Raw genomic sequence first — 24,929 nt, 5'->3', positions numbered from 1 at the left:
AAAGCGCAATGCGGTCAGGTGACGCGGTTGGGCAAGAAAGCAAGAAACCCCACCACCAACGCGCAAGGGCGCGTCGGTCCCCCTCCCCGACAAGTCGGGGAGGTACAAAAAGCACTTTCTTATACCTCCCTGAAAATCTTTGATTTTTGGGATCGGGACGATGAGCGCAGCGAAACGAAGTTCGCGGAGAAAATGGTGGTGGGGTTTCTTGCTTTTTTCGCACCCCGCCAAAACATCGTAAACAGCTCTTAACCCTTTTCATGGCATTTAGCAGGGCTACGCGAAACCTTACGAGACCTGATCTAAGTACCCATGTCCAGCCTGACCATGACCCTTTGGACCGCCTTCGACAGCCACATGCGCGCCATCTGGCAGTCGCCGCTGATGGCCCGGCTGCGCGGCGCATTTGTGACGCTGACCGGCTTTGCCGGCTTCATAGCGCTGGCGACCTATCATCCAGAAGACCCTAGCTTCAATACGGTCAGCCATGGCGAAATCCATAATGCGCTGGGCTCCTTCGGCGCGGTCATGGCCGATATCGGCAGTCAGTCTCTGGGCCTCGCCGCCTGGCCCGCGGCGGCCTTGATGATCTATTTCGGCCTGTTGCGCACCTTCCATCCCGATCCCGACCAGACGCGCGTCAAGTTGCGCCTCCATGCCCTGTGGGCCATACTGTTTGTGCTGTCCCTGAGCGCCGCCATCGCGCCGATCATGACCTCGGAAGACAAGGTTCTGGCGCAGAGCTTTGGCGGTTTCTGGGGTTCCGGCGTCCACAACATGCTGAAATCCGTGTTCGATTTCATGCGCCTGCCCGGCTCTGACATCATTTCCAGCCTGATCTTTGCCGGCCTCGCCCTGCTCGGCTTCAACAAGGCGCTCAGCCTCAATATGGGCCACTATCTGCACCTCTCCAGCCTGCTAGGTCACCTCACCCACAAGGCCGTGGCCTCCGTCGGCGCCAGCCGCGTCGCCACCGGCGTCAGCGAAGTCGTGGTCAGCAAGGTCAAGGAAAAGCGCGCCCCGAAGCTGAAAACCTTTGTCGATGAAGATGCCTTCGACGAACAGCCGGAACCGATGACGCCCGCCATCGGTTCGGGTCCGCGCATTTCGCCCAATACCGCCCGCACCGGCGCCCTGCCCCCGCTCGAAGACGAGATGGGCCCCTACGAAGACCCCGATTTCGCCGATATGATCGAAACCCCGGTTTCCGATATAAAACCTATAAAGCCTTCCGCCCGCGCCGAAGCCGAAAGACAGCCGGTGTTCGAATTCCTGCGTCCGAGCAATTTCCGCCTGCCCGAACTGTCGATCCTGGCCAAGCCCAAGCCGCGCAACCACAGCTTCGATGAAGATAGCTTGCGCCAAAACGCCCGTATGCTGGAAAGCGTACTGGCCGAATTCGGCGTGCGCGGCGTGATCGACCAGATCCGCCCCGGCCCCGTCGTCACCCTCTACGAACTGGCCCCGGCCGCCGGCGTCAAGGGCGCGCGGGTCGTCGCCCTGGCCGACGACATCGCCCGTAACATGTCCGCCCGCTCCTGCCGCGTCTCGATCGTGCAGGGCCGCAACGCCATCGGTATCGAACTGCCCAACCAGGTGCGCGAAACCGTTTATCTGCGCGACATGCTGGCCTCGGCCGAATTTGAAAAGGCTGGTCACTCCCTGCCCATGGTACTGGGCGAAACCATCGGCGGCGATCCTTACGTTACCGATCTGGCCAAGATGCCACACCTGCTCATCGCCGGCACCACCGGTTCGGGTAAGTCGGTCGGCGTCAACGCCATGATCCTGTCGATCCTGTATCGCCTCGATCCGGAACAGTGCAAGTTCATCATGATCGACCCGAAGATGCTGGAACTTTCCGTTTATGACGGCATTCCGCACCTGCTGGCGCCGGTCGTCACCGATCCGAAAAAGGCCGTGGTGGCGCTCAAGTGGACCGTCAAGGAGATGGAAGACCGCTATCGCCGCATGTCCAAGGTCGGCGTGCGTAACATCAGCAATTTCAACGAACGCGCCCGCGCCACCGCCGCCGAGGGCAAGAATTTCGTCCGCAAGGTCCAAACCGGCTTCGATGAAACCGGCCAGCCGATCTACGAGTTCGACGAAATGGTGCCCGAGCCCATGCCCTATATCGTCGTCATCATCGACGAAGTGGCCGATCTGATGATGGTGGCCGGCAAGGATATCGAAGGCGCCGTGCAGCGTCTGGCCCAGATGGCCCGCGCCGCCGGCATCCACCTGATCATGGCCACTCAGCGTCCTTCGGTGGATGTCATCACCGGCACGATCAAGGCCAACTTCCCGACCCGTATTTCCTTCCAGGTCACCTCAAAGATCGACTCGCGCACCATCCTGGGTGAGCAGGGTGCCGAACAACTCCTCGGTCAGGGCGATATGCTCTATATGGCCGGCGGTGGCCGCATCACCCGGCTGCACGGTCCGTTCGTCTCGGACGAAGAGGTCGAAGCCGTGGCACAATATCTGCGCGATCAGGGCAGTCCGCAATATCTCGAAGACGTCACCTATGGTGGCGATGAAGAGAGCGGCTCCGAAGGCGGCGCAGGGGAAGGCGGCGGCTCCGGCGACGACCTCTACGACAAGGCCGTCTATTTCGTCACCTTCGATCGCAAGGCCTCCACCTCCTACATTCAGCGCAAGCTGCAGATCGGCTATAACCGCGCCGCCTCGCTGATGGAAAAGATGGAAATGGAAGGCGTGGTCGGCCCCGCCAACCATGTCGGCAAGCGCGATATCCTCGTCGGCCCGCCCCCCGGCCACTAGCAGGGTCGCGGACCCTGCACCCGGAATCGTTACAGCGTGCGTTGGCGCATCTGTTCCTCCCCTGCAAAGCGGGGGAGGTGGCAGCGCGAAGCCCGAAGGGCTGGTGTCGCTGACGGAGGGGGCAAAACCATTTCAAAGCAGTGCAGACCCATGACCCCACCGACTTATCACCCCTATCCCTTCGATGCCGCCTTTTCCGAGGCGGTCATTCTGGATGGCCTGATCTATCTGTCCGGTCATATCGGCGACGATGACGATGGCCATCTGGCGCAAGGGTTCGATGCCGAGGTCCATCAGATGATGACCAACGTCACGGCGTCACTGGCGCGTTTCGACCGTCCGTTAAGCGCGCTCGTTTCGGTCAAGGTCATTCTGACCGACATGAATATGCGTGAGCGTTTCGACACCCTGTTCGCCACCTATTTCGACGGCAGCCCCCTGCCGGCCTGCACCACCTTCGGCGCGGCCGCTCTGGCGCTGGAGGCCACCGTCGAAATCGAGTGTATCGCTAAACTTTAAGCGTCACCTTGCTAGACGCTAGGCCTTCCGAACGCGCGGTGATGGTCACCGTGCCCGAGCCACCGCGCTTCATCTGCACGATCGCCTGCGCTAAGCCATTGAAGGTCTTGCGGTAAAGCGCCTTGTCCGGTTCGTGGCTGGTCGGGTTACCGTTGCCAACCCCAATGACCTCAGCCGGGCCTTCAACATCGAAGAAGATCAGGTTATCGGCCTTCGGCACGGCCACGCCGTCCTTGTCGAACACCTCCGCCTTCAGCATGACGATATCCTGCACACGCTCAGAGGTCAGGACCACACGCGCCGGCGCGCCAGCCGTCTTGCGTTCGGCCTTCATGACCACCTTACCGCCCTTATAGCCATAGGCCGTGATCTTGCCGGGCTGATACGGCACCGTCCATTCCAGGTGCAGATCCTTCACCACATCCTTGCGGCCGACCGACTTGCCATTGACGAACAGCTCGACCGCCTCGCAATTCGAGTGGACCCAGACCGCGACATCCTTACCCGACTCCCAGTTCCAGTGCGGGAAGAGGTGCAGCACCGGCTTATCCGACCACCAGGCCTGATAGTACCAGAAATTGTCTTTCGGGAAGCCGCACAGGTCCATGATGCCGAAATGCGAGGTCACCGACGGCCACCAGTTGAACGGTGTCGGTTCCCCGCGATAATCAAACCCGGTCCAGACAAAGCCACCCAGCAGGTTGGGCGTGGCATTATAGAGCGGCCACCAGTTTTCGGCGGTATGGCCCCATTTCGGCGCGGTCACATCATAGGCCGGCACATAGAGCTTGCTTTCCGAGCGTTCATATTCGCCACGCGTCGTCAGCGTCGAAGCGGTTTCCGTGCCCACCACCGGCAGGTTCGGGTATTTTTCGCGCACCGGCCCCAAACGTGTCACATAATAATTGACGCCCAGCACATCGAGCGAGGCGGTGATGCCGTAGCCCTGACCATTGTTCATGGCGGCCGTCACCTTGCGCGTCGGGTCGAGGCGCTTGACCAGCCGTACCATGTCGCGCGCGATCTTGGCGCCGCGCGGCGTACCCTGCTGCGGTTCTTCATTGCCGATCGACCACAGGATGATGGAGGGGTGATTGCGGCCGCGGCGGATCAGGGTTTCCAGTTGCCCCAGCCCTTCCGGGGTCGAGGTCATCAGGCGCGTCTCGTCCAGCACCAGTATGCCCAACCGATCGCAGGCTTCGAGCAGTTCGCTGGTCGCCGGATTGTGCGAGGCGCGATAGGCGTTCGAGCCCATCTCTTTCAGTTGCTGCAGCCGCCAGATCTGCAAACCATCGGGTATGGCCGAGCCAACGCCGGCATGATCCTGGTGATTGTTGGTGCCCTTGATCTTCATCGCCTCGCCATTGAGGAAGAAGCCATCAACCTTGAACACCACCTCGCGCACGCCAAAGGTGCTGGCGAAGACATCCACCACCGCCCCGGCCTCGATAATCTCGCTGCGGACGCTGTAGAGGTGCGGGTCTTTCAGCCCCCACAGACGCGGTTCGGTGAGTTTGGTCGTCTGGTTGACCGTGGCCTCGGCTTGCGCCGCCAGCACTACCGGCATTTCCAGCCGCCCTACAGCCTTGCCGTCGCCATCGCTGATCGTGGAGAGCAGGGTGACCGTCTTGTCGGCGTCGGTCGCGTTGACGATGCGCGTTTCTATATCGACCGCGCCGGATATATCCGATTTGATATAGGTGCCCCACTGCGGCACGTAGGTGCGGGCGGTCTTGACCAGCCAGACATGGCGATAGATGCCGGCGCCTTCATAGAACCAGCCCTCACCCAAGGATGCATCAACCCGCACCAGCAGGATATTAGGCTTGTCGTCGGTATTGATGAAGTTGCTGATATCGACCTCGAAGGGCGTATAGCCGCTCTCATGCTGGTTCAGGATATAGCCGTTGAGAAAGACGGTCGAATTGCGGAACACGCCGCCGAATTCCAGGGTCAGGCGCTTCAGCTCATCGCCTTTTTCCAGCTTGAGCACCTTCCGATACCAGCCGACACTGGTTTCGGGAAACTTGCGACCCACCGGCTTGTAGCCATGGGCGGCGGCCTCGTCCTCTTCATACTCACGGCGCTTATCCGGCGCCGGCAGGCTATAGGTGTCGTTATTGACGAAGGGCAGCTCGACCGCCCAGTCATGTGGCAGATCGACCGCGCGCCAGGTGCTGTCGTCGTAATCGGCTTCCGCGGCGGTGACGCCGGACAGGCCCTGCTTGGCGAAGGTCGATTGAAAGCCACCAAAACCGAAATCGCGCGCGATATCGAAGGCATGGCCAAAGGCGAATTTCCAGTCATGATCGAACAGGATGCGCTGGCGAGGCGCCAGATCGTCAGCGACACGCATGGCCGCCGACATATCGGGACGAAGCGCCAGCCCCGCTCCCAGAACCGCAGTGCCCTGCAACAGATGACGACGATTTAACTGGGCCAAGATGCTCTCCTTAAATGTTATGTCGATAGTAAAAGCCGGTTTCGCACGCTACACAAGCATAAAGTATACGATTTGGGTCTAACAGCCGCATTCACACCGGGTTCAGTCGCAAGGTCGTAATACAGCTTGCAGGGCTTTTGCTTATGCAGGCCGTAAAAATGTCGTCAGCCTGTGATGTTTCAAGACATTGGCTTTTTATGATTATTGGATTTATGGGTAAGGCTATGAACGATCTCAACAAACGCACCTTCCTGCTGGGTTTGGCCACGACCGGCCTCGCCCTTTCCGCCACCTCCGGCTTCGCCGAAAGCGGCAAGAACCAGTTCAGCGGCCTGATCACGCCGCCCAGCTTTAATCCGGCCGATAAGGCGCGCATCAAGAAGGCCACCGATTTTCTCGAAGGTCTGCGCACCGGCAAGGGCCGTTTCGAGCAGACTGATTTCAAGGGTCGCAAGACGCAGGGCAACTGGTATATCGCCCGCCCTGGCAAGATGCGCTTTGAATATGACGCCCCGTCATCGCTACTGCTCGTCTCCGATGGCAGAAACGTCAATATGTGGGACCCGCGTCTGCAAAGCTTCGATCGCTATCCTTTGAACGAAACCCCACTTTCGCTTTTCCTGGCACAACATATCCGCTTCGATCAGGGCGTGGTCGTCACCGCCGTCAGTTCCAACGCCACCGGCTTCACGCTGAAAGCGCGCGATCGCCGCAAATCGGCAGAAGGCTCGGTCACGCTTGGCTTCGATCAGGCACCGAATGGCGATGTCATCCTGCGCGAATGGACGATTACCGACATGCAAAATCGTGCCACCACCGTCAGGTTGGCCACATTTGCTCGTGATTCGGCGCTAAAACCCGATTTATTTGTGCTGAATAAGCCTCAGGTAAAAAAATAACGCAGGTTTAACTTTTTCTCTTGTCGTTTTTTTGTGATCGTGTTATTTTTCACACATGGAGATGAGACGGCGGAATAATCTCTGTACACAGGGTTTACACCTTGGGCCCGATCCTTTTCGGGCGTGCGTTTTCCCTTTTTTCTCTTCGTGTTATGTGCCAAATCTTTAAACCGGTCCGTCAGCGCGGATCGGTTTTTTTTGATTTTGTTTCGCTCAAGCGGCGGGGGCCTCCTCGCATCGGCTCGGGCGTGCAGTCGCACTTGCCAATGCCTTACAGCATTGGAGTCACTTGAGAGTATACCCCTATATGCGCCTTAGTCTTGTCTCGTGGAACGTCAATTCCGTTCGCCTGCGCCTGCCCCAGATCGAACAGTTCCTGAAAGACAATGACGTCGACATTATGTGCATGCAGGAAATCAAATGCCAGGAGCATGAGTTTCCGCGCGAAGCCTTTGAGGCGCTTGGTTACACACATATCCAGATCGCCGGCCAAAAAGGCTGGCATGGCGTCGCTCTGGTCTCCCGAATCCCGTTTGAAGCGCTCGGCACCCCGTCATTCTGTCGTCGCGGCGAAGCCCGCGCTCAGGCCATCAAGATAGCCACAGAAAACGGAGAAAGTGCAGAAATCTGGAATTTCTACATCCCGGCCGGCGGCGATTTCCCCGACCGCGAAGGCAATGACAAGTTCGATCACAAGCTGACCTTCTATGAACGCCTGACCGAAACTCTGATCCAGCGCGGCAAGGACAAGCCGCTGCTGATCTGCGGTGATCTCAACATCGCACCGGGTGAATTCGACGTCTGGAGCCATCGCCAGATGCTGAAAGTGGTCAGCCATACCCCGATCGAGATCGAAACCTTCGGCAATTTCATCGCCGCCGGCGAACTGCACGATCCGTTCCGCGTCAGCTATCCCGATCCGGAGAAGGTCTTCACCTGGTGGAGCTATCGCGCGGCCGATTTCCGCAAGAGCAACCGCGGCCTGCGCCTCGATCATATCCTGCTCAATCCCGGCCTGATGGAAATGGTGCAAGGCGATATTGTCGCCGAAATCCATGACAGGGTGCGCGAGTGGGAACGCCCTTCCGATCACGCGCCGATACAGGTAAGGTTTGAGATATAAGACGCAGGGACAAGTCTCTGCACCCACAAGTCATCTGAGAAAATCTATGTCTGAAGCGCTTTTACCTCCCGAAATATTGGCCAAGGCTGATGTCCGTCATGACGAATACGCCTGGCGCATCGGCGATCTGCCCGAAGTGATCGAAGCCGCCCGCGCGCAGGGCCTGCGCAATATCGGCGGTCAGCTTCAGATCCGCACGGAAGATGCCATCGGCGAATGCGACTGGGTGCAGATCGATGCCTGCCAGTTGATCCCTCCCATGCTACCGTGGGAGGCACAGGTGGAAATGGCCGCCAATGTGGCCTTGCAGGATCTGCAACTGCTCAAGGCGGAGTTCAATTTCGCCCGCGAGATCAAGGAAGCTTTTCCGGAACCCGTCGAGCGCCTTCTGGCCGCCGGCGGCAAGATCGAAGACGCCATCTGGTTCGTCTGGTACGCCGACACGGAAGCCGACGCCTAAAAAGCCGGGAATTCCAGCTTGCTGGTGTCGTAACCCAGCTCTTTTGCCTTGGCGACCATGACGGCGCGCGCATCTGCGGAAGGCACCGAGCGGCTATAGATCCACAGGTTCTTCATGGCCGGATCGGCGCTGATAAACCAGCTATGGTCCGGCGCCTCATACAGCACCCAGTAGTTCCAGGTAATGAAGAAAGGGTAGTGTACTTCGAGCTTCGCCTTGGCGCCATTGGCGTCGGTCAGCACGCCGAGTCCCTTGATCGTCTTCAGCTTACCCGTGGGCGTATCCTTGTGGCAGCCGTCCTCGACCGCGATTTCACCCGGTTTTTGACCCGGCGCATAGGTGGTGTAGCCGGCGACGCAGCCATCGGTCAGCCACATTGGCCGGCGGGCAATCTCCAGCCAGGTGCCGGAGTAATGTTCCATCGAAACCTGAGCCGTTTTGGGCGCGGCCTCGCCCGTCGGCAGGGTGGCACAGGCGGAAAGCGCGATAGCCGCAACGGCGCAGGCGGCAAGAGATTTTCTGAGCGGCATAATGACCCTCCTTTGTTGCCCCGTATAACCATACGAACAAAGGGCAAGGTGAGATCATAGACGCGCAAAGAAAAACCGGCGTTTCGCAACGCCGGTTCAACTGATTAACTTATGGGTCAAGGGCTGCGGCCCCTGCTAAAATTGTAACCGGTAGCCACCGGCATCCGTCATCAGCAGACGGGCATTGGCGGGATCGGGTTCGATCTTCTGGCGCAGACGATAGACGTGGGTTTCCAGCGTGTGCGTGGTGACGCCGGCATTATAGCCCCAGACCTCGGTCAGCAATTCTTCGCGGGTGATCGGCTTGCCGCCGGCGCGATAGAGATATTTGAGGATATTGGTTTCTTTTTCCGTCAGGCGCGTTTTCTTCTGCGCCTGATCAACAAGCACTTTCAGCGCCGGTTTGAATTCATAGGGCCCGATGCGGAAGGTGGCGTCTTCGCTGGTCTCGTGCGAACGCACCTGAGCGCGGATGCGCGCCAGCAGGACGGCGAAACGAAACGGCTTGGTGACATAATCATTGGCGCCGGCATCGAGACCGAGGATCGTATCGGAATCCGAGGTCTGACCGGTAAGCATGATGACCGGCGTGGTCAGCCCCCCTTTACGCAGCAGGCGGCAGGCTTCGCGGCCGTCCATATCGGGCAGATCGACATCGAGCAGGATCAGGTCGGCATTGACGCTCTTGCCCAGTTTCAGGCCTTCGGCGCCATTGGGGGCCTGAATGACCTTGAATTCTTCATGAAGTTCGAGCTGCTCGGCCAGGGCTTCGCGCAGTTCATCATCATCATCGACTATGAGCAGGGTTTTTTGTTGCACCATGATCCTGTATCTTTAAGTCTTATCGTTATGAGATTAAGCAGCGGTAGCAAATAAATGATCAATAAGTTTAAGGCCACCGCCGATGGCATGTTCAATATCTATGAACATAGTGTGCGTTGCTCACTAGGGAAAGGGGGCGTGCGTCCCGCAGGTGAGAAAAGAGAGGGTGACGGCGCATCTCCACTGGGAATCTGGCCGATTCGTTATGTTTTCTACCGTTCAGACCGCCTTTCACCACCGCAAACGGCATTGAATGTCGTCGCTTTGTCGCCCGATGACGGCTGGTGCGACGATCCGTCATCCCCGTTTTACAATCAGCATGTGAAGCTCCCTTTTGCGCCGAGCCACGAAAAGCTGTGGCGGGATGACCATGTCTATGATCTGATCGTGGTATTGGGTCATAATGATGACCCGCCTGTATCTGGCATGGGATCGGCCATTTTCGCCCACCTGGCACGGCCGGATTACAGCGGCACCGAAGGCTGCGTGGCCATGAAGCTTGAGGATATGCAGGCCTTCCTGCGTGTCGCTCAGCCAGGCGACGCCATCGAAATTCACGTTTAACAGTTATGGGGCGTGGGGTCCGCGACCCCACATCTGTTCTTCGTTCTTCTTTTCCCTTTCGCCCGGAGGGCGAGAGTAAAAGAAGAAAGGGGAAGGCATGGGGCCACAGGCCCCAAACCCCACACCTATCAGCGCGAACCGAAAATCGCCGACCCGACCCGTATTTCCGTCGAACCAAAAGCCAGCGCCGTCTCGAAATCGTCGCTCATCCCCATGCTGAGGTGAACAATACCGTTACGATCAGCGATCTTTTTCAGCAAAGCGAAATAAGGCCCGCGCGGCCCCTCAACCGGCGGAATACACATCAGGCCGTCGATTTTCAGACCGTAATCCGCACAGGCCCTTAAAAACCCATCGGCTTCCAGTGGTAAAACCCCGGCTTTTTGTTCTTCCTCACCGATATTGACCTGCACATAAAGCGTCGGGTGCCGACCCTGCTTCTGGATCTCTTCCGCAACCACACGCGCGATCTTGTCACGGTCGATGCTCTCGATCACATCGAAGAAAGCCACCGCTTCCGCCGCCTTGTTGCTTTGCAAAGGCCCGATCAGGCGCAGTTCGAGATCGCTGTAGCTTTCGCGCACATCGCTCCAGCGCATCATCGCTTCCTGAACGCGGTTTTCGCCAAAGCGCCGCTGACCGGCAGCCAGAACCGGCGCGATGACCTCCCATGGCTGATTTTTGGAAACCGCCGTCAAATACGCCGCATCCGGCGCACGACCGGCCGCTTTTAAAGCCTTGTGCATCTTCGCCAGGAGCTTAGAATAGGCCATATTCGGCTGAGTATCTGGCAATGACATACAAGACCCGCTTTCAGTATCTGCTCGATAAGGCACGGGATATAGCGCAAGCGCCGTCACCGTTGAAGCGCCAATTGCCGGCGCTGTTTTTCTTTACCGATCCGAAACGTACCCCCCATCCAGAGGATATCGCCATCCATATGCCGGAAGGCTGCGGCGTCATCTATCGTCATTTCGGTGAAAGCCATGCCCCGCAACGCGCCCGCCTGTTGCGCAGGATCGCGAACGATAACGGCCTGACACTGCTGATTGGGGAGGATGATTCCCTGGCGCTTGAGGTCGGCGCCGATGGCGTGCACCTGCGCCAGCAAAGCCTTATCCGGGCCGGCGATCTGCACGCACGATATCCGCATCTGACACTGACCGCCGCCTGTCATGACATTGAGACCCTGCGTACACTGACGGGCGATGAAGGCCTGTCCGCGGTTTTCGTCTCGCCGGTGTTCACCAGCCGCAGCCCGTCGGCGCAAGGCATCGAAGCGCTTGGCGCAAAAGGCGTCCGTGATCTGACCGATGTGGCCAATGTGCCGGTCTATGGATTGGGGGGAATCAGTTGCGACAATATTCTGTCGCTGCGCGACACTGGCCTGTCCGGCATAGGCGCCGTCGAGGCGTTTTCGCTTAGAACTTGAAGGTGGTTTCCAGACGGACGCGCGGTTGCTTCTTGTCCTGCGACAGACGGCGCGATTCCGGCTTCAGCGGATCGGATTTTTCACCGAAACCGACCGTGCCGCCAACGCGAACCGACGGGGTCAGCTTATAGAAAGCGCCGGCATCTATATCGTTGAGGCCCGATTGGGCGGTCTCAGGCTGGTTGACATCGAACTTGACGCCCCACTTGCCATCGAGATTGAACTGATAGACCTTCGATTGCGGCTTGGTGAAGCCGGTATTCTCTTCGCTGATGTAGCTGTCGCCGACCGGTGTGATCAGCGGGGTCAGGCTGGTGATCTCACTTGCCGATTGCGGCTTGACCAGCTTGGTTTGCGCCATGGCATAGGTGCTGCTTCCGGCGATTGCCAGAATCAACATAGAGACAGCCATAGACACGACAGGTTTCATCTTCTCGATCTTTGTAATCCGAACCCCGATTTCCCCTGAAATTTCACCACACTAGGCAAATTCAGATCTATCGGACCACGAACGCGTTCTACACATCTATTTAGACACAGATATGTCAATTCTGAATTAAGGCTTGTCGATAAGTCCGTCAATTCAGCAAGCGGTAAAAACACCCCTTCTGTAACATTCCCTTCCCTGTTGTGTTGAATCCGCCACGGATAGTTAACGAACCATAAGAGAGGTGCCCGCGATGTGTCAGCCCTGATGCAAAGGGCAGATAAGGTATTGAGCTCCGCCCCACATCCGCCCTTATTTGCTGGTGTGTTAACAAACTTGTGAAGGGCCTCTTGTCATACCCCACGGCCTCCATGCTATAGAGGTCATGGTCGACAAGGCCGGGGTGCCGACACGGGCAAAATAATTTAAGCAATTCCGGGATTTTGCCGAGGGCAATCACCGAACTTGAAAAATGCGGAGTGATCATTCTATGACGACCATGCGGAAATCGGCCCTGGTGCTGGCGGCTCTCGGTGTATGCCTGTCCTTTAGCGCCTGCGCCAGCCTTGGCAGCAAGGGCAAGGACGGCGCCACGACTTCCGCCAATGCAACCGTGCCCGAGGAAGAATCTAAAATCGACTTCGGCAATCTCTTCGGTGGTAAAAAGGCCTCCAAGAGCAGCAACGCCGAGCAAGCCGGCATCGGCGTCAACGCCTATCTGTGGCGCGCCTCGCTCGACACCATTTCCTTTATGCCCCTGACCTCGGCCGATCCCTGGGGCGGCGTGATCATCACCGACTGGTACGCCAATCCGCAAACCCCGGACGAGCACTTCAAGGTCACCATCTTCATCCTCGATTCGCGCCTGCGTGCCGATGCGCTCAACGTTGCGGTCCAGAAGGAAGTCCGTTCGGGCGATCGCTGGGTCACAGCCGATGTGTCGCAGCAAACCCAGCTCGACATTGAAAACGCCATCCTGTCGCGCGCCCGCGAACTGCGTCTTTCCGACGTCAAGAACTAGGCTTTCGACACCTGAGACATCATAAAGCCGCCGGGGATCGCTCCGGCGGCTTTATCTATGGTGCGAACACCCGAGAAACAACTGGAATCCCTGCGTAAGCCGCCTTATAAGCGGGCATCATTTCCCTTTATACGCACAAAGACTTATGGCCCGTTACAATCCCAAAGAGACCGAACCCCGTCAGCTCAAACGATGGGATGACAGCGCCGTGTTCCTCACCTCCCAAGACACCGATAAGCCAAGCGCTGATAAGCCGAAATATTATGTGCTCGAGATGTTCCCCTATCCGTCGGGCCGTATCCACATGGGCCACGTGCGCAACTACGCCATGGGCGACCTCGTGGCGCGCTTCAAACGCGCCCGCGGCTTCAATGTGCTGCATCCCATGGGCTGGGACGCCTTCGGTATGCCGGCCGAAAACGCCGCCATGGAACGCAAGATTCACCCGAAAGGCTGGACCTACGATAACATCGCCTCGATGCGCGCCGAGCTGAAGCGCCTGGGCCTCTCGATCGACTGGACGCGCGAATTCGCCACCTGCGATCCGGAGTATTACGGACAGCAGCAAAAATGGTTCAACGCCCTGCTGAAGAATGATCTCGTTTACCGCCGCGAAAGCCTGGTCAACTGGGACCCGGTCGACAACACCGTGCTGGCCAATGAACAGGTTATCGAAGGTCGCGGCTGGCGCTCCGGGGCCGTGGTCGAAAAGAAGAAGCTGACCCAGTGGTTCATGCGCATCACGCGCTTCGCCGACGACCTGATCTCCGGCCTCGATACCCTCGATCGCTGGCCGGACAAGGTCCGCACCATGCAGGCCAACTGGATCGGCAAGTCGCGCGGTCTGAAAATGATCTTCCCGTTCGCTGAGCGTGACGGTGGCGTCGAAGTCTACACGACCCGCCCGGATACCCTGTTTGGTGCGTCCTTCGTCGCCATAGCTGCGGATCACCCGCTGGCGGTGGAAGCCGCTGCCAGCAATCCTGAACTGGCTGCCTTCACCAAGAGCTTAAGCAAGGGCGGCACAACCCAGGCCGAGATCGACACCGGTGAAAAGCTTGGTTTCAACACCGGCATCAAGGTGAAGCACCCCTTCAAAGCGGGCGCCACGCTCGATGTCTGGGTGGCCAATTTCGTGCTGATGGATTACGGCACCGGCGCCATTTTCGGCTGCCCGGCGCACGATCAGCGCGATCTCGACTTCGCCCGCAAATACGACCTGTCCGTCACCGAAGTGGTGCTGCCGAACGGCGCCAACCCCGATGAGTTCAAGGTGGCTAACGAGGCCTATACCGGCCCCGGCACGATCTTCCATTCCGAATTCCTTGACGGTCTGGAGATTGAAGCGGCGAAAAACATCGCTATCGAAAAGATCGAAGCTATGGGCCTTGGCGAAGGCGCCACTGTCTTCCGCCTGCGCGACTGGGGCGTGTCGCGCCAGCGCTACTGGGGTTGCCCGATCCCGGTCATCCACTGCGATGATTGCGGCGTCGTGCCCGTGCCCGATGATCAGTTACCTGTGGTCCTGCCCGAAGACGTTACCTTTGACGTGCCCGGCAATCCCCTGGCGCGCCACCCGACCTGGAAGCACGTCAAGTGCCCCACCTGCGGCAAGGACGCCGCCCGCGAGACCGATACCCTGGATACCTTTGTCGATTCATCGTGGTATTTCGCCCGCTTCACCGATCCGAAGGCCCCGAACCCGATCAACAAGCAGGCTGCCGATTACTGGCTGCCGGTCGATCAGTATATCGGCGGTATCGAGCACGCCGTGCTCCACCTGCTCTACGCCCGTTTCGTCACGCGCGCGCTCAATCACTGCGGCTATCTGGAGGTCAAGGAACCGTTCGCCGGTTTGTTCACGCAAGGTATGCTGACACACGAGACCTACAAGGACGCCAGCGGCCATTGGGTCGAGCCTGCTGATGTCGAGATCTCCAACGAGGGCGGTGCGCGCAAGGCTGTGCAGCTCTCGACCGGTGAAGGCTTGGCGATCGGCGATATCGAAAAGATGTCGAAGTCGAAGAAGAACACCGTGGCGCCGGAAGATATTTTTGACACCTATGGTGTTGATTCGGCACGTCTTTTCGTATTGTCCGACTCGCCGCCCGAACGCGATGTCCAGTGGTCGACCTCCGGCGTCGAAGGCTCCTGGCGCTTCACCCACCGAGTCTGGGATCAGTTCGACACCCTGCCCGATGAAAACATACCGTGTACGGACGAAAATGCTGCCGCTGAGCTGCTCAAGGCAGCTCACAAGGCCGTCAAGTTCGTCACCGAAGGCTTTGAAGGCTTCCGCTTCAACGCCGCCATCGCCAAGCTGTACGAATTCGTCACGGTGATCCGCACCTCAGATATCAGCAAAACCGGCTCACAGGCACGCCGAGAGGCCCTGACCCTGCTGGCCGGCCTGATCGCGCCCGTCACCCCGCACCTGGCTGAAGAATGCTGGACGCGTCTGGGCCACGATGGCCTGATCGCGCAAGCCGCCTGGCCGAAATTCGACGCTGCTCTGGCGCAGGACGATGTTTACGTCATGCCGGTTCAGGTCAATGGCAAGAAGCGCGGTGAGATTTCCCTGCCGGTCGGCGCCACAGAGGACCAGATCCGCGAGATGGCGCTTGCGGATGAAGGGGTTAAGCGGCATCTTCAGGGCGTCTCCATTCGCAAGATCATCATCGTGCCGAACCGGATTCTCAATTTCGTGGTAGGTTAATATGGCTAAAGTCTTCAGAACGCTGGCCCTTTGCGCCGCTGTCGCCCTGCCCGCCTTCAGCCTGAGCGGCTGCGGTTTCGTGCCGCTCTATGCCCAGCAAGGCCTGACGGTCAATCTGGCGCAGATCGATATCGACGCGCCGCAGACACGCACCGGCTATTTTGTCGAACAGGAACTGCGCAACCGCCTGGCCAGCGATGACTCCACGCAGAAGCTGTACAAGCTGGTGATCAGCATGAAGGAACAGCATTATGCGATTGGCTACAGGGTTGATGATACCTCCACCCGTTCCGAAATCACCAGCCAGATTGCCTATAAGCTGATCAATGTCAGCACCAAGGCCGTCATCCTGCAAGACGCTTTTTCGGAGACAGTAACCTACGATACGTCTGTCTCACCCTTCACCGGCGTGATTTCACAGCAAGACGCACAAAAGCGCATCGCCAGCAGTATTTCGCAGAAGATCCAGACCAATCTGGCGCTGTATTTTCATGAGAAGCCGAAGCGTTAAATATGAAGCTGGCCAAACGCGCCGAGATTGATGCCTTTTTCGCCAAGCCGCCCGCCAACATGGTGGGCGTACTGGTTTATGGCAAGGACCGCAGCCAGGTCATCGAGCGTTGCACGGCGCTGGCCAAGCGGATCGTGCCCGACATCACCGACCCCTTCAATGTATCCCTGATCACCGATACCGATATCGAAGGCGACGCCGGTCGACTGGAAGGCGAACTTCAATCCTTGTCGTTGATGGGCGGCAAGCGTCTGGTGCGGCTGAAATTCTTCTCGGAAAAAGCGGTACTCGATAAGGCCGTGGCGGCCAGCCTGAAAGCCCATGCCGCCGGCGATTTCAACAAGGATGCCTTCATTATCATTGAGGCCGGCGGCCTCGGTTCCGATTCCGCTTTGCGCCGTCTCGCCGACGCCGATAAAAACCTCGCCAGCATCGCTTGCTATGAAGATGAAACGGGCGATGTGGTGCGAATGGCCCGTGAGGCCCTGGCGGCCGACGGAGTCTCCTTAAGCAGCGCCGCCATGGACATCTTCGCCCAGCGCCTGCCCAAGGAACGCGGCATCGCCCGGCAAGAGATCGAACGCCTGATCCTGTTTATCGGGCCCGGTTCGCACAAGACGCTGAACGAGGTCGAGCTGCAGGAGTTTCTCGGCGTCGAACCGGAAGCCTCCCTGTTCAAGGCAGCCTCCGATGCCTTCGGTGGCCGCATGAAGGCGGCGCAGGCCGGTTTGCGCCGCGCCTTTGCCGAGGGTGAAAGTGGCCCGGACGCCATGCGCGCCATCAGCCTGCAATACAACAAGCTCAAGCTGCTCAAGAGTATGCTGGAAAAAGGACTGGGCACCAAGGAGGCGGCGCGCAATGCCGGCGTCTTCTGGAAGGACGAGGACGATATGCTGCGTCAGGCGCGGGCGTGGAATTTCGGCACGCTCGATGCTCTGGCCCGCGATCTGATCGATGCCGATAAACAATGCAAGTCGACCGGCATGCCGGACCTGCTGATCGCCGAGCGACTCTATCTGCAAATCGCCGGGCGAGCCAATCGGGCGGGACTATAACGCTTTATATGGCGAATCTGGCGGACTGAGATACGACCATCAAAGCCAAATTCGCCACAGAGCCTATTTGTAAAAAATAGTGAATTATTTCATTAGCTTACGACACAGCTCGTCGAGCTGTTCGAGGCTCGCGTAGCCCAAACGCAGTTCGCCCTTGCCACCCTTGTCGTCCAGCTTCACCGTCAGGCCCAGAGCCTCCTGCAAATCCTGTTCGAGCGACAGGGTGTCGGCATTCGGCTGCGCCTTGGCCCTCGGCGCCGGCGCGGCTTTCGGACCGGCCAATTCCTCACGGACCAGCGCTTCGGTTTGACGGACGGACAGCCCCTTGGCGATGACTTCCTCCGCCAGCGCCGCAGCGTTTTCGGAGGTGATCAGCGCACGCGCGTGGCCCGCCGACAGGCGACCATGCAATACGTGATCCTGCACGGCTTCCGGCAGGGCCAGCAGGCGCAGCATATTGGCGATGTGCGGACGGCTCTTGCCCACCACCTGCGCCAGGGCATCCTGCGTGCGCCCGAAGCGATCCTGCAAAACCTTGTAGGCACGCGCTTCTTCCATCGGGTTCAGATCGGCGCGTTGCACGTTTTCGATGATGCCGATTTCGAGCACATCGAGATCGTCCATCTCACGGATGATGACCGGCACGGTGTGCAGGCCGGCTTTTTGCGCCGCACGCCAGCGACGTTCACCGGCGACAATCTGGTAGTGCCCGGTCTGACCGGGGGCGGGCCTGACAAGAATAGGCTGCAAAACACCCTTCTCCTTGATCGAGGCCGACAGCTCATCAATGTCGGATTCGACGAACAAACGGCGCGGCTGATCGGGATTGCGGACCAGCAATTCGATGGGTTGCTCAAGACCGCGCGCCTGATCGGCACTGCGTTCGGCCGCGCGTTCTGCGACGGCGGCAGCATCCGTCATCGGGCTGTTCGTACCCTGATCGCCGAGAAGCGCGGAGAGCCCGCGGCCCAAACCTCTATTTTTTTCAGACATGTATCGGCTTTCGTATCGTGGGCGTTTTTAAGCGGCAACCTGAGCTTTGCGCGCGCGTTCACGCGCCACAAGCTCCTTGGCCAGCTTGATATAGGCCTGGCTGCCGGAACATTTCATATCATAGATCAGAGCCGGCTTACCGAAGGACGGCGCTTCGGACACCCGCACATTGCGCGGTATGACCGTGTCATACACCAGATGACCAAAGTGCGAACGTACGTCACGCTCAACATGCCCCGAGAGCGCATTGCGCTTGTCGAACATGGTGAGCACGATGCCCTGAAGGCTCAGTTTCGGATTCAGGCTGCCGCGCACCAGATCAATCGTGCGCATCAACTGGCTGAGCCCTTCGAGCGCGAAGAACTCACATTGCAGCGGCACCAGCACGGCATCGGCCGCACTCATCGAATTGACCGTCAGCAGGTTCAGCGACGGCGGACAATCGATCAGAATGTAGTCATAAGGCGGGTTATCCTGGTCAAGTCCGTCAAGCGCATCGCGTAAACGATAGGAGCGGCGCTCGGCCTGAGCCAGCTCAATCTCGACACCCGACAGATCCGGATCGGACGGCAGCAGCCACAGGCCCGGCACCGCCGTACTAACAGCCGTATCACCAATCGGACGCTGATCGACAATCACATCATAAAGCGAGCTGGCGCGCTGCTTCTTGGGTACACCCAGACCAGTAGAGGCATTGCCCTGTGGGTCGAGATCGATCAGCAAGACGCGCTCACCGATAGCGGCCAGGGCCGTGCCGAGGTTAATCGCCGTCGTCGTCTTGCCGACCCCGCCTTTTTGGTTTGCGATCGCCAGAACTCGGGTGCGTTTTTCGGTATTAACGGGCACGTCGCAGCCTCCGGATATGGATCACGCGACCGCGCGGATCGCTCATGGACTCTGACTGTTCTACGTCAAATTTCCACACTTTTCCAGCGTCCACCAGTTCACTTTCAACGTTTTCCCCCTTTAAAAACCAAGCGTCGGCGCCTTTGCGAATAAAGCCCTCGGCAAAGCCCAAAAGCTTGATCATCGGCGCGACGGCGCGCGCTGTCACCACATCAACCTTAACCGAGACGTTCTCGGCGCGGTCATTGATCACCGTTGCGGGGAGGTTGAGATCATCAACGACAGTCTGGAGAAAGCGGCAACGCTTGGTCAGGGATTCAACCAGATAGACGTGCGGTGCAGGGCCGTCGGCCAAAGTTGTAGAATGTTTTAGAAGTATGCTCAGCACGATACCGGGAAAGCCGGCGCCAGCCCCCAGATCAGCCCATGTCCGGGCATCCGGCCGACAGTCGAGCAGTTGCGCACTATCAAGCACATGGCGTGACCAGTAGTCCGGTAAGGTGGCTGGCCCGACAAGGTTCATCACCTCATTGCCATCCGCCAGCACCTGATAAAACTTTTGCAGGTCGGCGATCGCCTCGTGTTTCACGTGAAACATCAGCCGCGCTGACATCTCTTCAGGGGTCATATGGTTCATCAGGCGCTGCGCTTGTTGTGGTTACGCACATAGAACAACAGGGTGGTCAACGCGCCTTGCGTCATGCCTTCGATGCGCCCCGCCTGCCCCAGGGTCTGCGGACGGATGCGGTTGAGCTTCTCACGCGATTCATTGGAAAGACCGGCGATGCCGAGATAGTCGATATCCTGCGGCAAAGCCAGATTCTCATCCTTGCGGAAATTCTCGATCTCGGCCTTTTGCCGCGGCATATAGCCGGCATAAAGCGCATCGATCTCGACCTGCTCATAGAGCACATCCGGCCAGGTTTTGATTTCCGGCCACAGGGTTTCGAGACGTTCCCGCGAACAGCTGTCATAGGCCATGAGTTGCGTGACGTTGCGCTTCTGGCCATCGCCATTGATCTGAATGCCGTGCGACAGCGCTTCTTTCGATGTCGCCACAAGCTCAGCCGAGCGCTGGCGAATAGCATCGAGCGCCGTCTTCTTTTCCAGCCACACGGCCTTGCGTTTTTCTCCAACAACGCCGATGGCCAGCCCCCTGTCGGTCAGGCGCTGATCGGCATTATCGGCGCGCAGAGACAGGCGGAACTCGGCGCGGCTGGTGAACATCCGGTAGGGTTCCGTCACGCCGCGCGTCACCAGATCATCGATCATGACACCGATATAGGCTTCGTCGCGGCCAAGAATGGTCGGGGCATAACCCCCTGCCCGCGCCGCCGCATTGATACCGGCCAGCAGGCCTTGCGCGCCGGCTTCTTCATAGCCGGTCGTGCCATTGATCTGACCGGCCAGGAAAAGACCCGGCAAAGGCTTTAATTCAAGTGTGGGGTGCAGTTCGCGCGGATCGACATAATCATATTCGATGGCATAGCCGAAACGCTTGACCACCACATCTTCCAGACCAACGATGGTGCGTAGAAAGGCTTCCTGCGTCACTTCGGAAACACTCGTCGAGATACCATTGGGATAGACCGTATCGTCGTCGTAGCCTTCCGGCTCCAGAAAGATCTGGTGCGAGGTCTTGTCGGCAAACTTGACCACCTTGTCTTCGATCGACGGGCAATAGCGCGGTCCGCGACCGGCGAGAAAGCCGCCATAGACCGCTGACTCATTGAGGCGATCGGCGATGATGGCGTGGGTCTTTTCGTTAGTATAGGTGATGCCACAGGCAATCTGCTCGCGCGCGATGGCGGGCGTCAGCATGGAAAAAGGCTGGATGGGATCGTCACCCAACTGTTGCTCCAGACGATCCCAATGGATGGTCTTGCCATCGAGGCGCGCCGGTGTGCCTGTCTTGAGGCGACCCATATTCAGTTTGAGATCATAGAGTCTCTGGCCCAGGCCATTGGCCGGCGCATCACCCCAGCGTCCAGCCGCGATACGGGTTTCACCGATATGGATGACGCCGCGCAGAAACGTGCCCGTGGTCAGAACAACCGCTTTGGCGAGATAGGTTGTGCCCTCAGCATCGATTACGCCTGTAACCTGGCCATGATCAACGACCAGATCTTCGGCCGCGCCGGCAATAATGGTCAGGTTCGGAGTCTGAAACAGCTCGGCCTGCACCGCTTCACGATAAAGCTTGCGGTCGATCTGGGCCCGCGGGCCACGCACGGCGGGGCCTTTGGACTTGTTGAGCACCTTGAACTGCATGCCGCCTATGTCGGCCATGCGCCCCATAATGCCATCAAGCGCATCAATCTCACGCACCAGATGGCCTTTGCCCAGGCCACCGATCGCCGGATTGCAAGACATCTCGCCCAGCGTCTCGCGCTTATGCGTCAGCAAAAGCGTTCTGGCGCCCATGCGCGCAGAGGCTGTTGCGGCTTCACAGCCGGCATGACCACCGCCAACGACAATGACATCCCACAAGGATCTGGGTTCGGACATATTCAACTCTCTAAAGGAAGGCGCTGGCTATAACAGATAAGGACGCGAAGGTCGAATCGCCAATGGTTTTGAGCCCGCTTATTTGCCGATGCAAAAGCTAGAAAAGATGACATCGAGCACGCCTTCAACATCATAACGGCCAAAGAGCTGATCAAAACTGTTAACCGCTGAGCGGACGTTTTCAGCCGTTAACTCGGGCACGGCGAGATCGGATCGGCGGGCAATGGCGAGTTGATCGCGCGCTTCGGTCAGGCGCTCGATGTGACGCTGGCGCGTCGCGGCCGGGAAGGTCTGGGCGGAAAGCTGTTCGCTGATGATATGTTCGATGGTTGCGACCAGGTCGGTCATACCCGTAGCCATCGACACGCTGACAGCGAAGACCGATGTTTCACGTGAAACACGCAAGGCCGCCACAGCCTGACGCTCGGAATCCTGAGCCTCATCGATCTTGTTAAAGACCATCAGGTCGCCGTCGCGGAAATCTTCCGGCAGGGCAGGCCCGGTGGAATCGATCACCCATATGCGCAGGTCGGCCTCTTCGGCCTTAGCGCGAGCCCGGCGAATACCCTCTGCCTCGATCGCTTCGTCTGTTTCGCGCAGACCCGCTGTGTCGTAAAGCAAAACCGAATAGGGCCCGATGCGCAACTGCGCCTCAATGATATCGCGCGTGGTTCCGGCGATGGGCGTAACAATCGCCGCCTCAGCTTTTAGCAGCGCATTAAACAGGCTCGACTTGCCCGCATTGGGTTCACCCAGAATAACGATCCGGTAGCCCTCGCGGATTTGGCACCCCCGGTGGGAATCAGCAATGGCAACATCCAGCGCGTGTTCCAGCGAGCGGATGCGATCCAGAATGCTATCGGCCAGTTCGGTCGGCAGGTCTTCGTCAGGAAAATCGATATAGACTTCGAGGCGCGCCAAGAGGTCGATCAGGTCCGATCGCCACGACGTATATTGTGCCTTGAGCCCCCCGCCCAGTTGGGTCAGGGCCTGCCGCCTTTGCGCTTCGGATTCGGCATCAACGAGATCGGCGATAGCTTCAGCCTGGGTGAGATCGAGCTTGCCGTGCTCCAGCGCCCGGCGTGAGAACTCACCCGGCATGGCCAGTTTCAGGCCGAGTTCGAGAAGGATGATATAGAGGCGATCGAGAATGGCCTTTGAGCCGTGGACGTGTAGCTCGACACAATCTTCACCGGTGAAGCTGTGCGGCGCCTTGAACCAGATGATCACCGCCTCATCGATCAGTTCATTCTGATAGGTCAGCGGTGCATAGGTCGCCACGCGCGGCGTCAGGTTTTTGTCGGTGAGCTGTTGCGCGGCCCAAAGGGCTTGCGGGCCTGAGAGGCGAATGATCGACACCCCTGCCCGGCCCTGTGCGCTGGCAAGAGCGAAAATCGTATGTTTCACGTGAAACACGCCTTACTTTTTATCTGTTTTACCAAAGGAGCTCATGCTGGCTTGTGCCGCCGATTGCATCAATTTGAAGAACTGATCCTGCGCGGTGACGCCCAGGCTCGACCAGTTCTTCATCATTTCTTCGGGCTGCATGGAGTGAACATTCTGCGCCATCCGGTCCTTCATGGCGTTCATCATGTAGTCGTTCAGCGGCTGAACATCGGGCAGACCGAGAAAGGTGCGAGCCTCTTCCGGCGTGCATTCGACATTGACCGTGACCTTCATGATGTTCTCCAAAAACCGGAATGTGAAAACGAACCAACCCGATATGATCCTGTCACATCGGGTTGGCAAGTATCATGTCCTAATTGAACTCCAAACGCAAAGCGTTTGGCAGGGCCTGTTATGTGTTCATCGACTGGAAGAACTCGGCATTGTTCTTGGTCTGACGCAGCTTGTCCGACAGGAACTCGATGGCATCCTGGGCGCCCATCGGGTTGAGGATACGGCGCAGGACATAGGTCTTTTGCAGGTTCGACTTGTCGGTGAGCAGTTCTTCCTTGCGGGTGCCAGACTTGAGCACATCCATGGCCGGGAAGACGCGCTTGTCAGCGACCTTGCGATCGAGCACGATTTCCGAGTTGCCCGTGCCCTTGAACTCTTCAAAGATGACTTCGTCCATGCGCGAGCCGGTATCGATCAGGGCGGTGGCGATGATGGTCAGCGAGCCGCCTTCTTCGATGTTACGCGCCGCACCGAAGAAGCGCTTCGGACGTTGCAGGGCGTTGGCGTCGACACCGCCGGTCAGCACCTTGCCGGAGGATGGCACGACGGTGTTGTAGGCGCGGCCAAGACGGGTGATCGAGTCAAGCAGGATGACGACATCGCGCTTGTGTTCGACGAGGCGCTTGGCTTTTTCGATGACCATTTCAGCGACCTGGACGTGGCGCGTAGCCGGCTCGTCAAACGTCGAGGAGATGACTTCGCCGCGCACGGTGCGCTGCATATCGGTCACTTCTTCCGGACGTTCGTCGATCAGCAGAACGATCAGGTAGCAATCCGGGTGGTTAGCCGCCACCGACTTGGCGATGTTCTGCAACATGACCGTTTTACCGACGCGCGGCGGGGCGACGATCAAACAGCGCTGGCCCTTGCCAAGCGGCGCCACGATGTCGATGATGCGGCCGGAGCGATCCTTGAGCGTCGGGTCTTCAATCTCCATCCACAGACGCTCATCGGGATAGAGCGGCGTCAGGTTATCGAAGTGAACCTTGTGGCGGATGTTTTCCGGGTCTTCGAAATTGATGGCCTGGGTCTTCAACAGGGCGAAATAGCGCTCACCTTCGCGCGGCGAACGGATCGGCCCTTCGACCGTGTCACCGGTGCGCAGACCATAGCGGCGGATCTGTTGCGGGCTAACATAGATGTCGTCCGGGCCCGGCAGATAGTTGGCTTCGGGCGAACGCAGGAAACCGAAACCGTCCTGGAGTACTTCCATGACGCCGGAACCGCTGATCTCGACGCCTTCTTCGGCGAGCGCTTTCAGGATGGCAAACATCATATCCTGCTTGCGCATATTGCTGGCGTTTTCGACGCCGAGCGATTCCGCAAAGGTCAGCAGATCGGTGGGAGTTTTGTCTTTAAGGGTTTGCAGCGACATCTTCTGGCCGGTCATCGAACCCTCGACAACCTCCTCATCGCCCTCTTCGCCTTCCATATCCTCGTCGGTCTGATTATTATTTTCGGACTGGGTTTCCAGTTCGGTCTCAGTGGCTTCGACGGGTGTGGATTCGGTTTCGTCAGTCATGGTGATCTCTCGTATGGTGAGATGCGCACGCGACATTGCCTGGGGTTTGAGCCCCTGAGCAATTTGCGATCGCA

24 protein-coding genes are annotated in these 24,929 nt (G+C 58.5%); 12 read left to right on the top strand and 12 right to left on the bottom strand.

Translation table 11 applies throughout. The features are described 5' to 3' along the window. Nucleotides 1-27 precede the first annotated feature (27 nt). From B060_RS0105310 to B060_RS0105300, 3 genes are all read left to right on the top strand, one after another. Nucleotides 28-252, top strand: coding sequence for a hypothetical protein (locus B060_RS0105310; RefSeq protein ID WP_018080726.1), 225 nt, complete (start codon nt 28-30; stop codon nt 250-252). A gap of 60 nt (nt 253-312) precedes the next feature. Next, a complete protein-coding gene (locus B060_RS0105305) occupies nt 313-2,784 on the top strand; it encodes a DNA translocase FtsK (RefSeq protein ID WP_018080725.1) in 2,472 nt (823 codons plus the stop codon). Nucleotides 2,785-2,934: 150 nt separating this feature from the next. Then, nucleotides 2,935-3,303: a RidA family protein gene (locus tag B060_RS0105300; RefSeq protein ID WP_018080724.1), complete on the top strand. Its 369-nt coding sequence runs from the start codon at nt 2,935-2,937 to the stop codon at nt 3,301-3,303. Here the strand turns inward: B060_RS0105300 and galA are convergent. Further along, on the bottom strand, nt 3,293-5,746 hold the full coding sequence (galA, locus tag B060_RS0105295) for a beta-galactosidase GalA (RefSeq protein ID WP_018080723.1): 2,454 nt from the start codon (nt 5,744-5,746) through the stop codon (nt 3,293-3,295). The two genes, B060_RS0105300 and galA, sit on opposite strands and share 11 nt — an antisense overlap. Nucleotides 5,747-5,970: 224 nt before the next feature. Here galA and B060_RS0105290 point away from each other — a divergent pair, with 224 nt between their 5' ends. The 3 genes from B060_RS0105290 (at nt 5,971) to B060_RS0105280 (ending at nt 8,228) form a co-directional block, all read left to right on the top strand. Next, nucleotides 5,971-6,645, top strand: a complete 675-nt coding sequence (locus tag B060_RS0105290; RefSeq protein ID WP_035423209.1) for a LolA family protein — start codon at nt 5,971-5,973, stop codon at nt 6,643-6,645. Nucleotides 6,646-6,952: 307 nt separating this feature from the next. Then, complete coding sequence (gene xth / locus B060_RS0105285; RefSeq protein ID WP_018080721.1) at nt 6,953-7,768, top strand: exodeoxyribonuclease III; 816 nt, start codon at nt 6,953-6,955, stop codon at nt 7,766-7,768. A gap of 46 nt (nt 7,769-7,814) precedes the next feature. Next, nucleotides 7,815-8,228 (top strand): hypothetical protein, encoded by a 414-nt coding sequence (locus tag B060_RS0105280; RefSeq protein WP_018080720.1) that lies wholly within the window; start codon nt 7,815-7,817, stop codon nt 8,226-8,228. Here B060_RS0105280 and B060_RS23885 read toward each other — a convergent pair. Together B060_RS23885 and B060_RS0105270 are read right to left on the bottom strand one after the other, a co-directional pair. Next, nucleotides 8,225-8,758 (bottom strand): lipocalin family protein, encoded by a 534-nt coding sequence (locus B060_RS23885; protein WP_018080719.1) that lies wholly within the window; start codon nt 8,756-8,758, stop codon nt 8,225-8,227. The two genes, B060_RS0105280 and B060_RS23885, sit on opposite strands and share 4 nt — an antisense overlap. A 135-nt stretch (nt 8,759-8,893) precedes the next feature. Further along, nucleotides 8,894-9,580, bottom strand: coding sequence for a response regulator transcription factor (locus B060_RS0105270; protein WP_018080718.1), 687 nt, complete (start codon nt 9,578-9,580; stop codon nt 8,894-8,896). Nucleotides 9,581-9,634: 54 nt separating this feature from the next. On the opposite strand from B060_RS0105270, the gene B060_RS0105265 reads away from it, so the two are divergent. Beyond that, the gene (locus tag B060_RS0105265) at nt 9,635-10,144 is read left to right on the top strand and encodes a L,D-transpeptidase family protein (RefSeq protein ID WP_018080717.1); all 510 of its coding nucleotides are present in this window, start codon (nt 9,635-9,637) and stop codon (nt 10,142-10,144) included. 128 nt (nt 10,145-10,272) lie between these two features. Here the strand turns inward: B060_RS0105265 and B060_RS0105260 are convergent, their stop codons facing one another. Further along, the gene (locus B060_RS0105260) at nt 10,273-10,944 is read right to left on the bottom strand and encodes a YggS family pyridoxal phosphate-dependent enzyme (protein WP_051081014.1); all 672 of its coding nucleotides are present in this window, start codon (nt 10,942-10,944) and stop codon (nt 10,273-10,275) included. Here B060_RS0105260 and B060_RS0105255 point away from each other — a divergent pair. Further along, on the top strand, nt 10,938-11,576 hold the full coding sequence (locus tag B060_RS0105255) for a thiamine phosphate synthase (RefSeq protein WP_018080715.1): 639 nt from the start codon (nt 10,938-10,940) through the stop codon (nt 11,574-11,576). The genes B060_RS0105260 and B060_RS0105255 overlap by 7 nt on opposite strands. On the opposite strand, the gene B060_RS0105250 is transcribed toward B060_RS0105255, so the two are convergent. Further along, the gene (locus B060_RS0105250; protein WP_018080714.1) at nt 11,566-11,976 is read right to left on the bottom strand and encodes an NtrZ family periplasmic regulatory protein; all 411 of its coding nucleotides are present in this window, start codon (nt 11,974-11,976) and stop codon (nt 11,566-11,568) included. The genes B060_RS0105255 and B060_RS0105250 overlap by 11 nt on opposite strands. 517 nt (nt 11,977-12,493) lie before the next feature. On the opposite strand from B060_RS0105250, the gene B060_RS0105245 reads away from it, so the two are divergent. The 4 genes from B060_RS0105245 to holA all read left to right on the top strand — a co-directional run bounded on the left by B060_RS0105245 (nt 12,494) and on the right by holA (nt 17,306). After that, the gene (locus B060_RS0105245) at nt 12,494-13,024 is read left to right on the top strand and encodes a DUF3576 domain-containing protein (protein WP_018080713.1); all 531 of its coding nucleotides are present in this window, start codon (nt 12,494-12,496) and stop codon (nt 13,022-13,024) included. A gap of 145 nt (nt 13,025-13,169) precedes the next feature. Next, on the top strand, nt 13,170-15,740 hold the full coding sequence (gene leuS / locus B060_RS0105240; RefSeq protein WP_018080712.1) for a leucine--tRNA ligase: 2,571 nt from the start codon (nt 13,170-13,172) through the stop codon (nt 15,738-15,740). A gap of 1 nt (nt 15,741) precedes the next feature. Further along, nucleotides 15,742-16,251, top strand: coding sequence for a hypothetical protein (locus tag B060_RS0105235; RefSeq protein ID WP_018080711.1), 510 nt, complete (start codon nt 15,742-15,744; stop codon nt 16,249-16,251). A gap of 2 nt (nt 16,252-16,253) precedes the next feature. Then, entirely contained in the window at nt 16,254-17,306 is a 1,053-nt protein-coding gene (gene holA, locus B060_RS0105230) for a DNA polymerase III subunit delta (protein ID WP_018080710.1), read from the top strand. Between the two features lie 84 nt (nt 17,307-17,390). Here holA and B060_RS0105225 read toward each other — a convergent pair whose 3' ends face one another. The 7 genes from B060_RS0105225 to rho form a co-directional block, all read right to left on the bottom strand. Next, nucleotides 17,391-18,299 (bottom strand): ParB/RepB/Spo0J family partition protein, encoded by a 909-nt coding sequence (locus B060_RS0105225; protein ID WP_026172612.1) that lies wholly within the window; start codon nt 18,297-18,299, stop codon nt 17,391-17,393. Between the two features lie 27 nt (nt 18,300-18,326). Beyond that, nucleotides 18,327-19,145, bottom strand: coding sequence for a ParA family protein (locus tag B060_RS0105220; protein ID WP_018080708.1), 819 nt, complete (start codon nt 19,143-19,145; stop codon nt 18,327-18,329). Next, complete coding sequence (gene rsmG / locus B060_RS0105215) at nt 19,135-19,773, bottom strand: 16S rRNA (guanine(527)-N(7))-methyltransferase RsmG (protein WP_031220573.1); 639 nt, start codon at nt 19,771-19,773, stop codon at nt 19,135-19,137. Before rsmG ends, B060_RS0105220 begins: the two co-directional genes overlap by 11 nt. Before the next feature lie 8 nt (nt 19,774-19,781). Further along, entirely contained in the window at nt 19,782-21,653 is a 1,872-nt protein-coding gene (gene mnmG / locus B060_RS0105210) for a tRNA uridine-5-carboxymethylaminomethyl(34) synthesis enzyme MnmG (RefSeq protein WP_018080706.1), read from the bottom strand. Nucleotides 21,654-21,731: 78 nt separating this feature from the next. Then, nucleotides 21,732-23,060 (bottom strand): tRNA uridine-5-carboxymethylaminomethyl(34) synthesis GTPase MnmE, encoded by a 1,329-nt coding sequence (gene mnmE, locus B060_RS0105205; RefSeq protein ID WP_035423205.1) that lies wholly within the window; start codon nt 23,058-23,060, stop codon nt 21,732-21,734. 12 nt (nt 23,061-23,072) lie between these two features. After that, nucleotides 23,073-23,333 (bottom strand): DUF6489 family protein, encoded by a 261-nt coding sequence (locus B060_RS0105200; protein WP_018080704.1) that lies wholly within the window; start codon nt 23,331-23,333, stop codon nt 23,073-23,075. Between the two features lie 118 nt (nt 23,334-23,451). Then, nucleotides 23,452-24,855 carry a transcription termination factor Rho gene (rho, locus tag B060_RS0105195; protein WP_026172611.1) on the bottom strand — a complete coding sequence of 468 codons (1,404 nt, stop codon included), beginning with the start codon at nt 24,853-24,855 and terminating at the stop codon, nt 23,452-23,454. Nucleotides 24,856-24,929 lie beyond the last annotated feature (74 nt).

This window comes from Asticcacaulis benevestitus DSM 16100 = ATCC BAA-896 (genome assembly GCF_000376105.1).
Taxonomy (GTDB): Bacteria; Pseudomonadota; Alphaproteobacteria; order Caulobacterales; family Caulobacteraceae; genus Asticcacaulis; species Asticcacaulis benevestitus.
The sequence above is the reverse complement of the archived record's forward strand: the minus strand, read 5'-3'. Positions and strand labels throughout refer to the sequence as shown.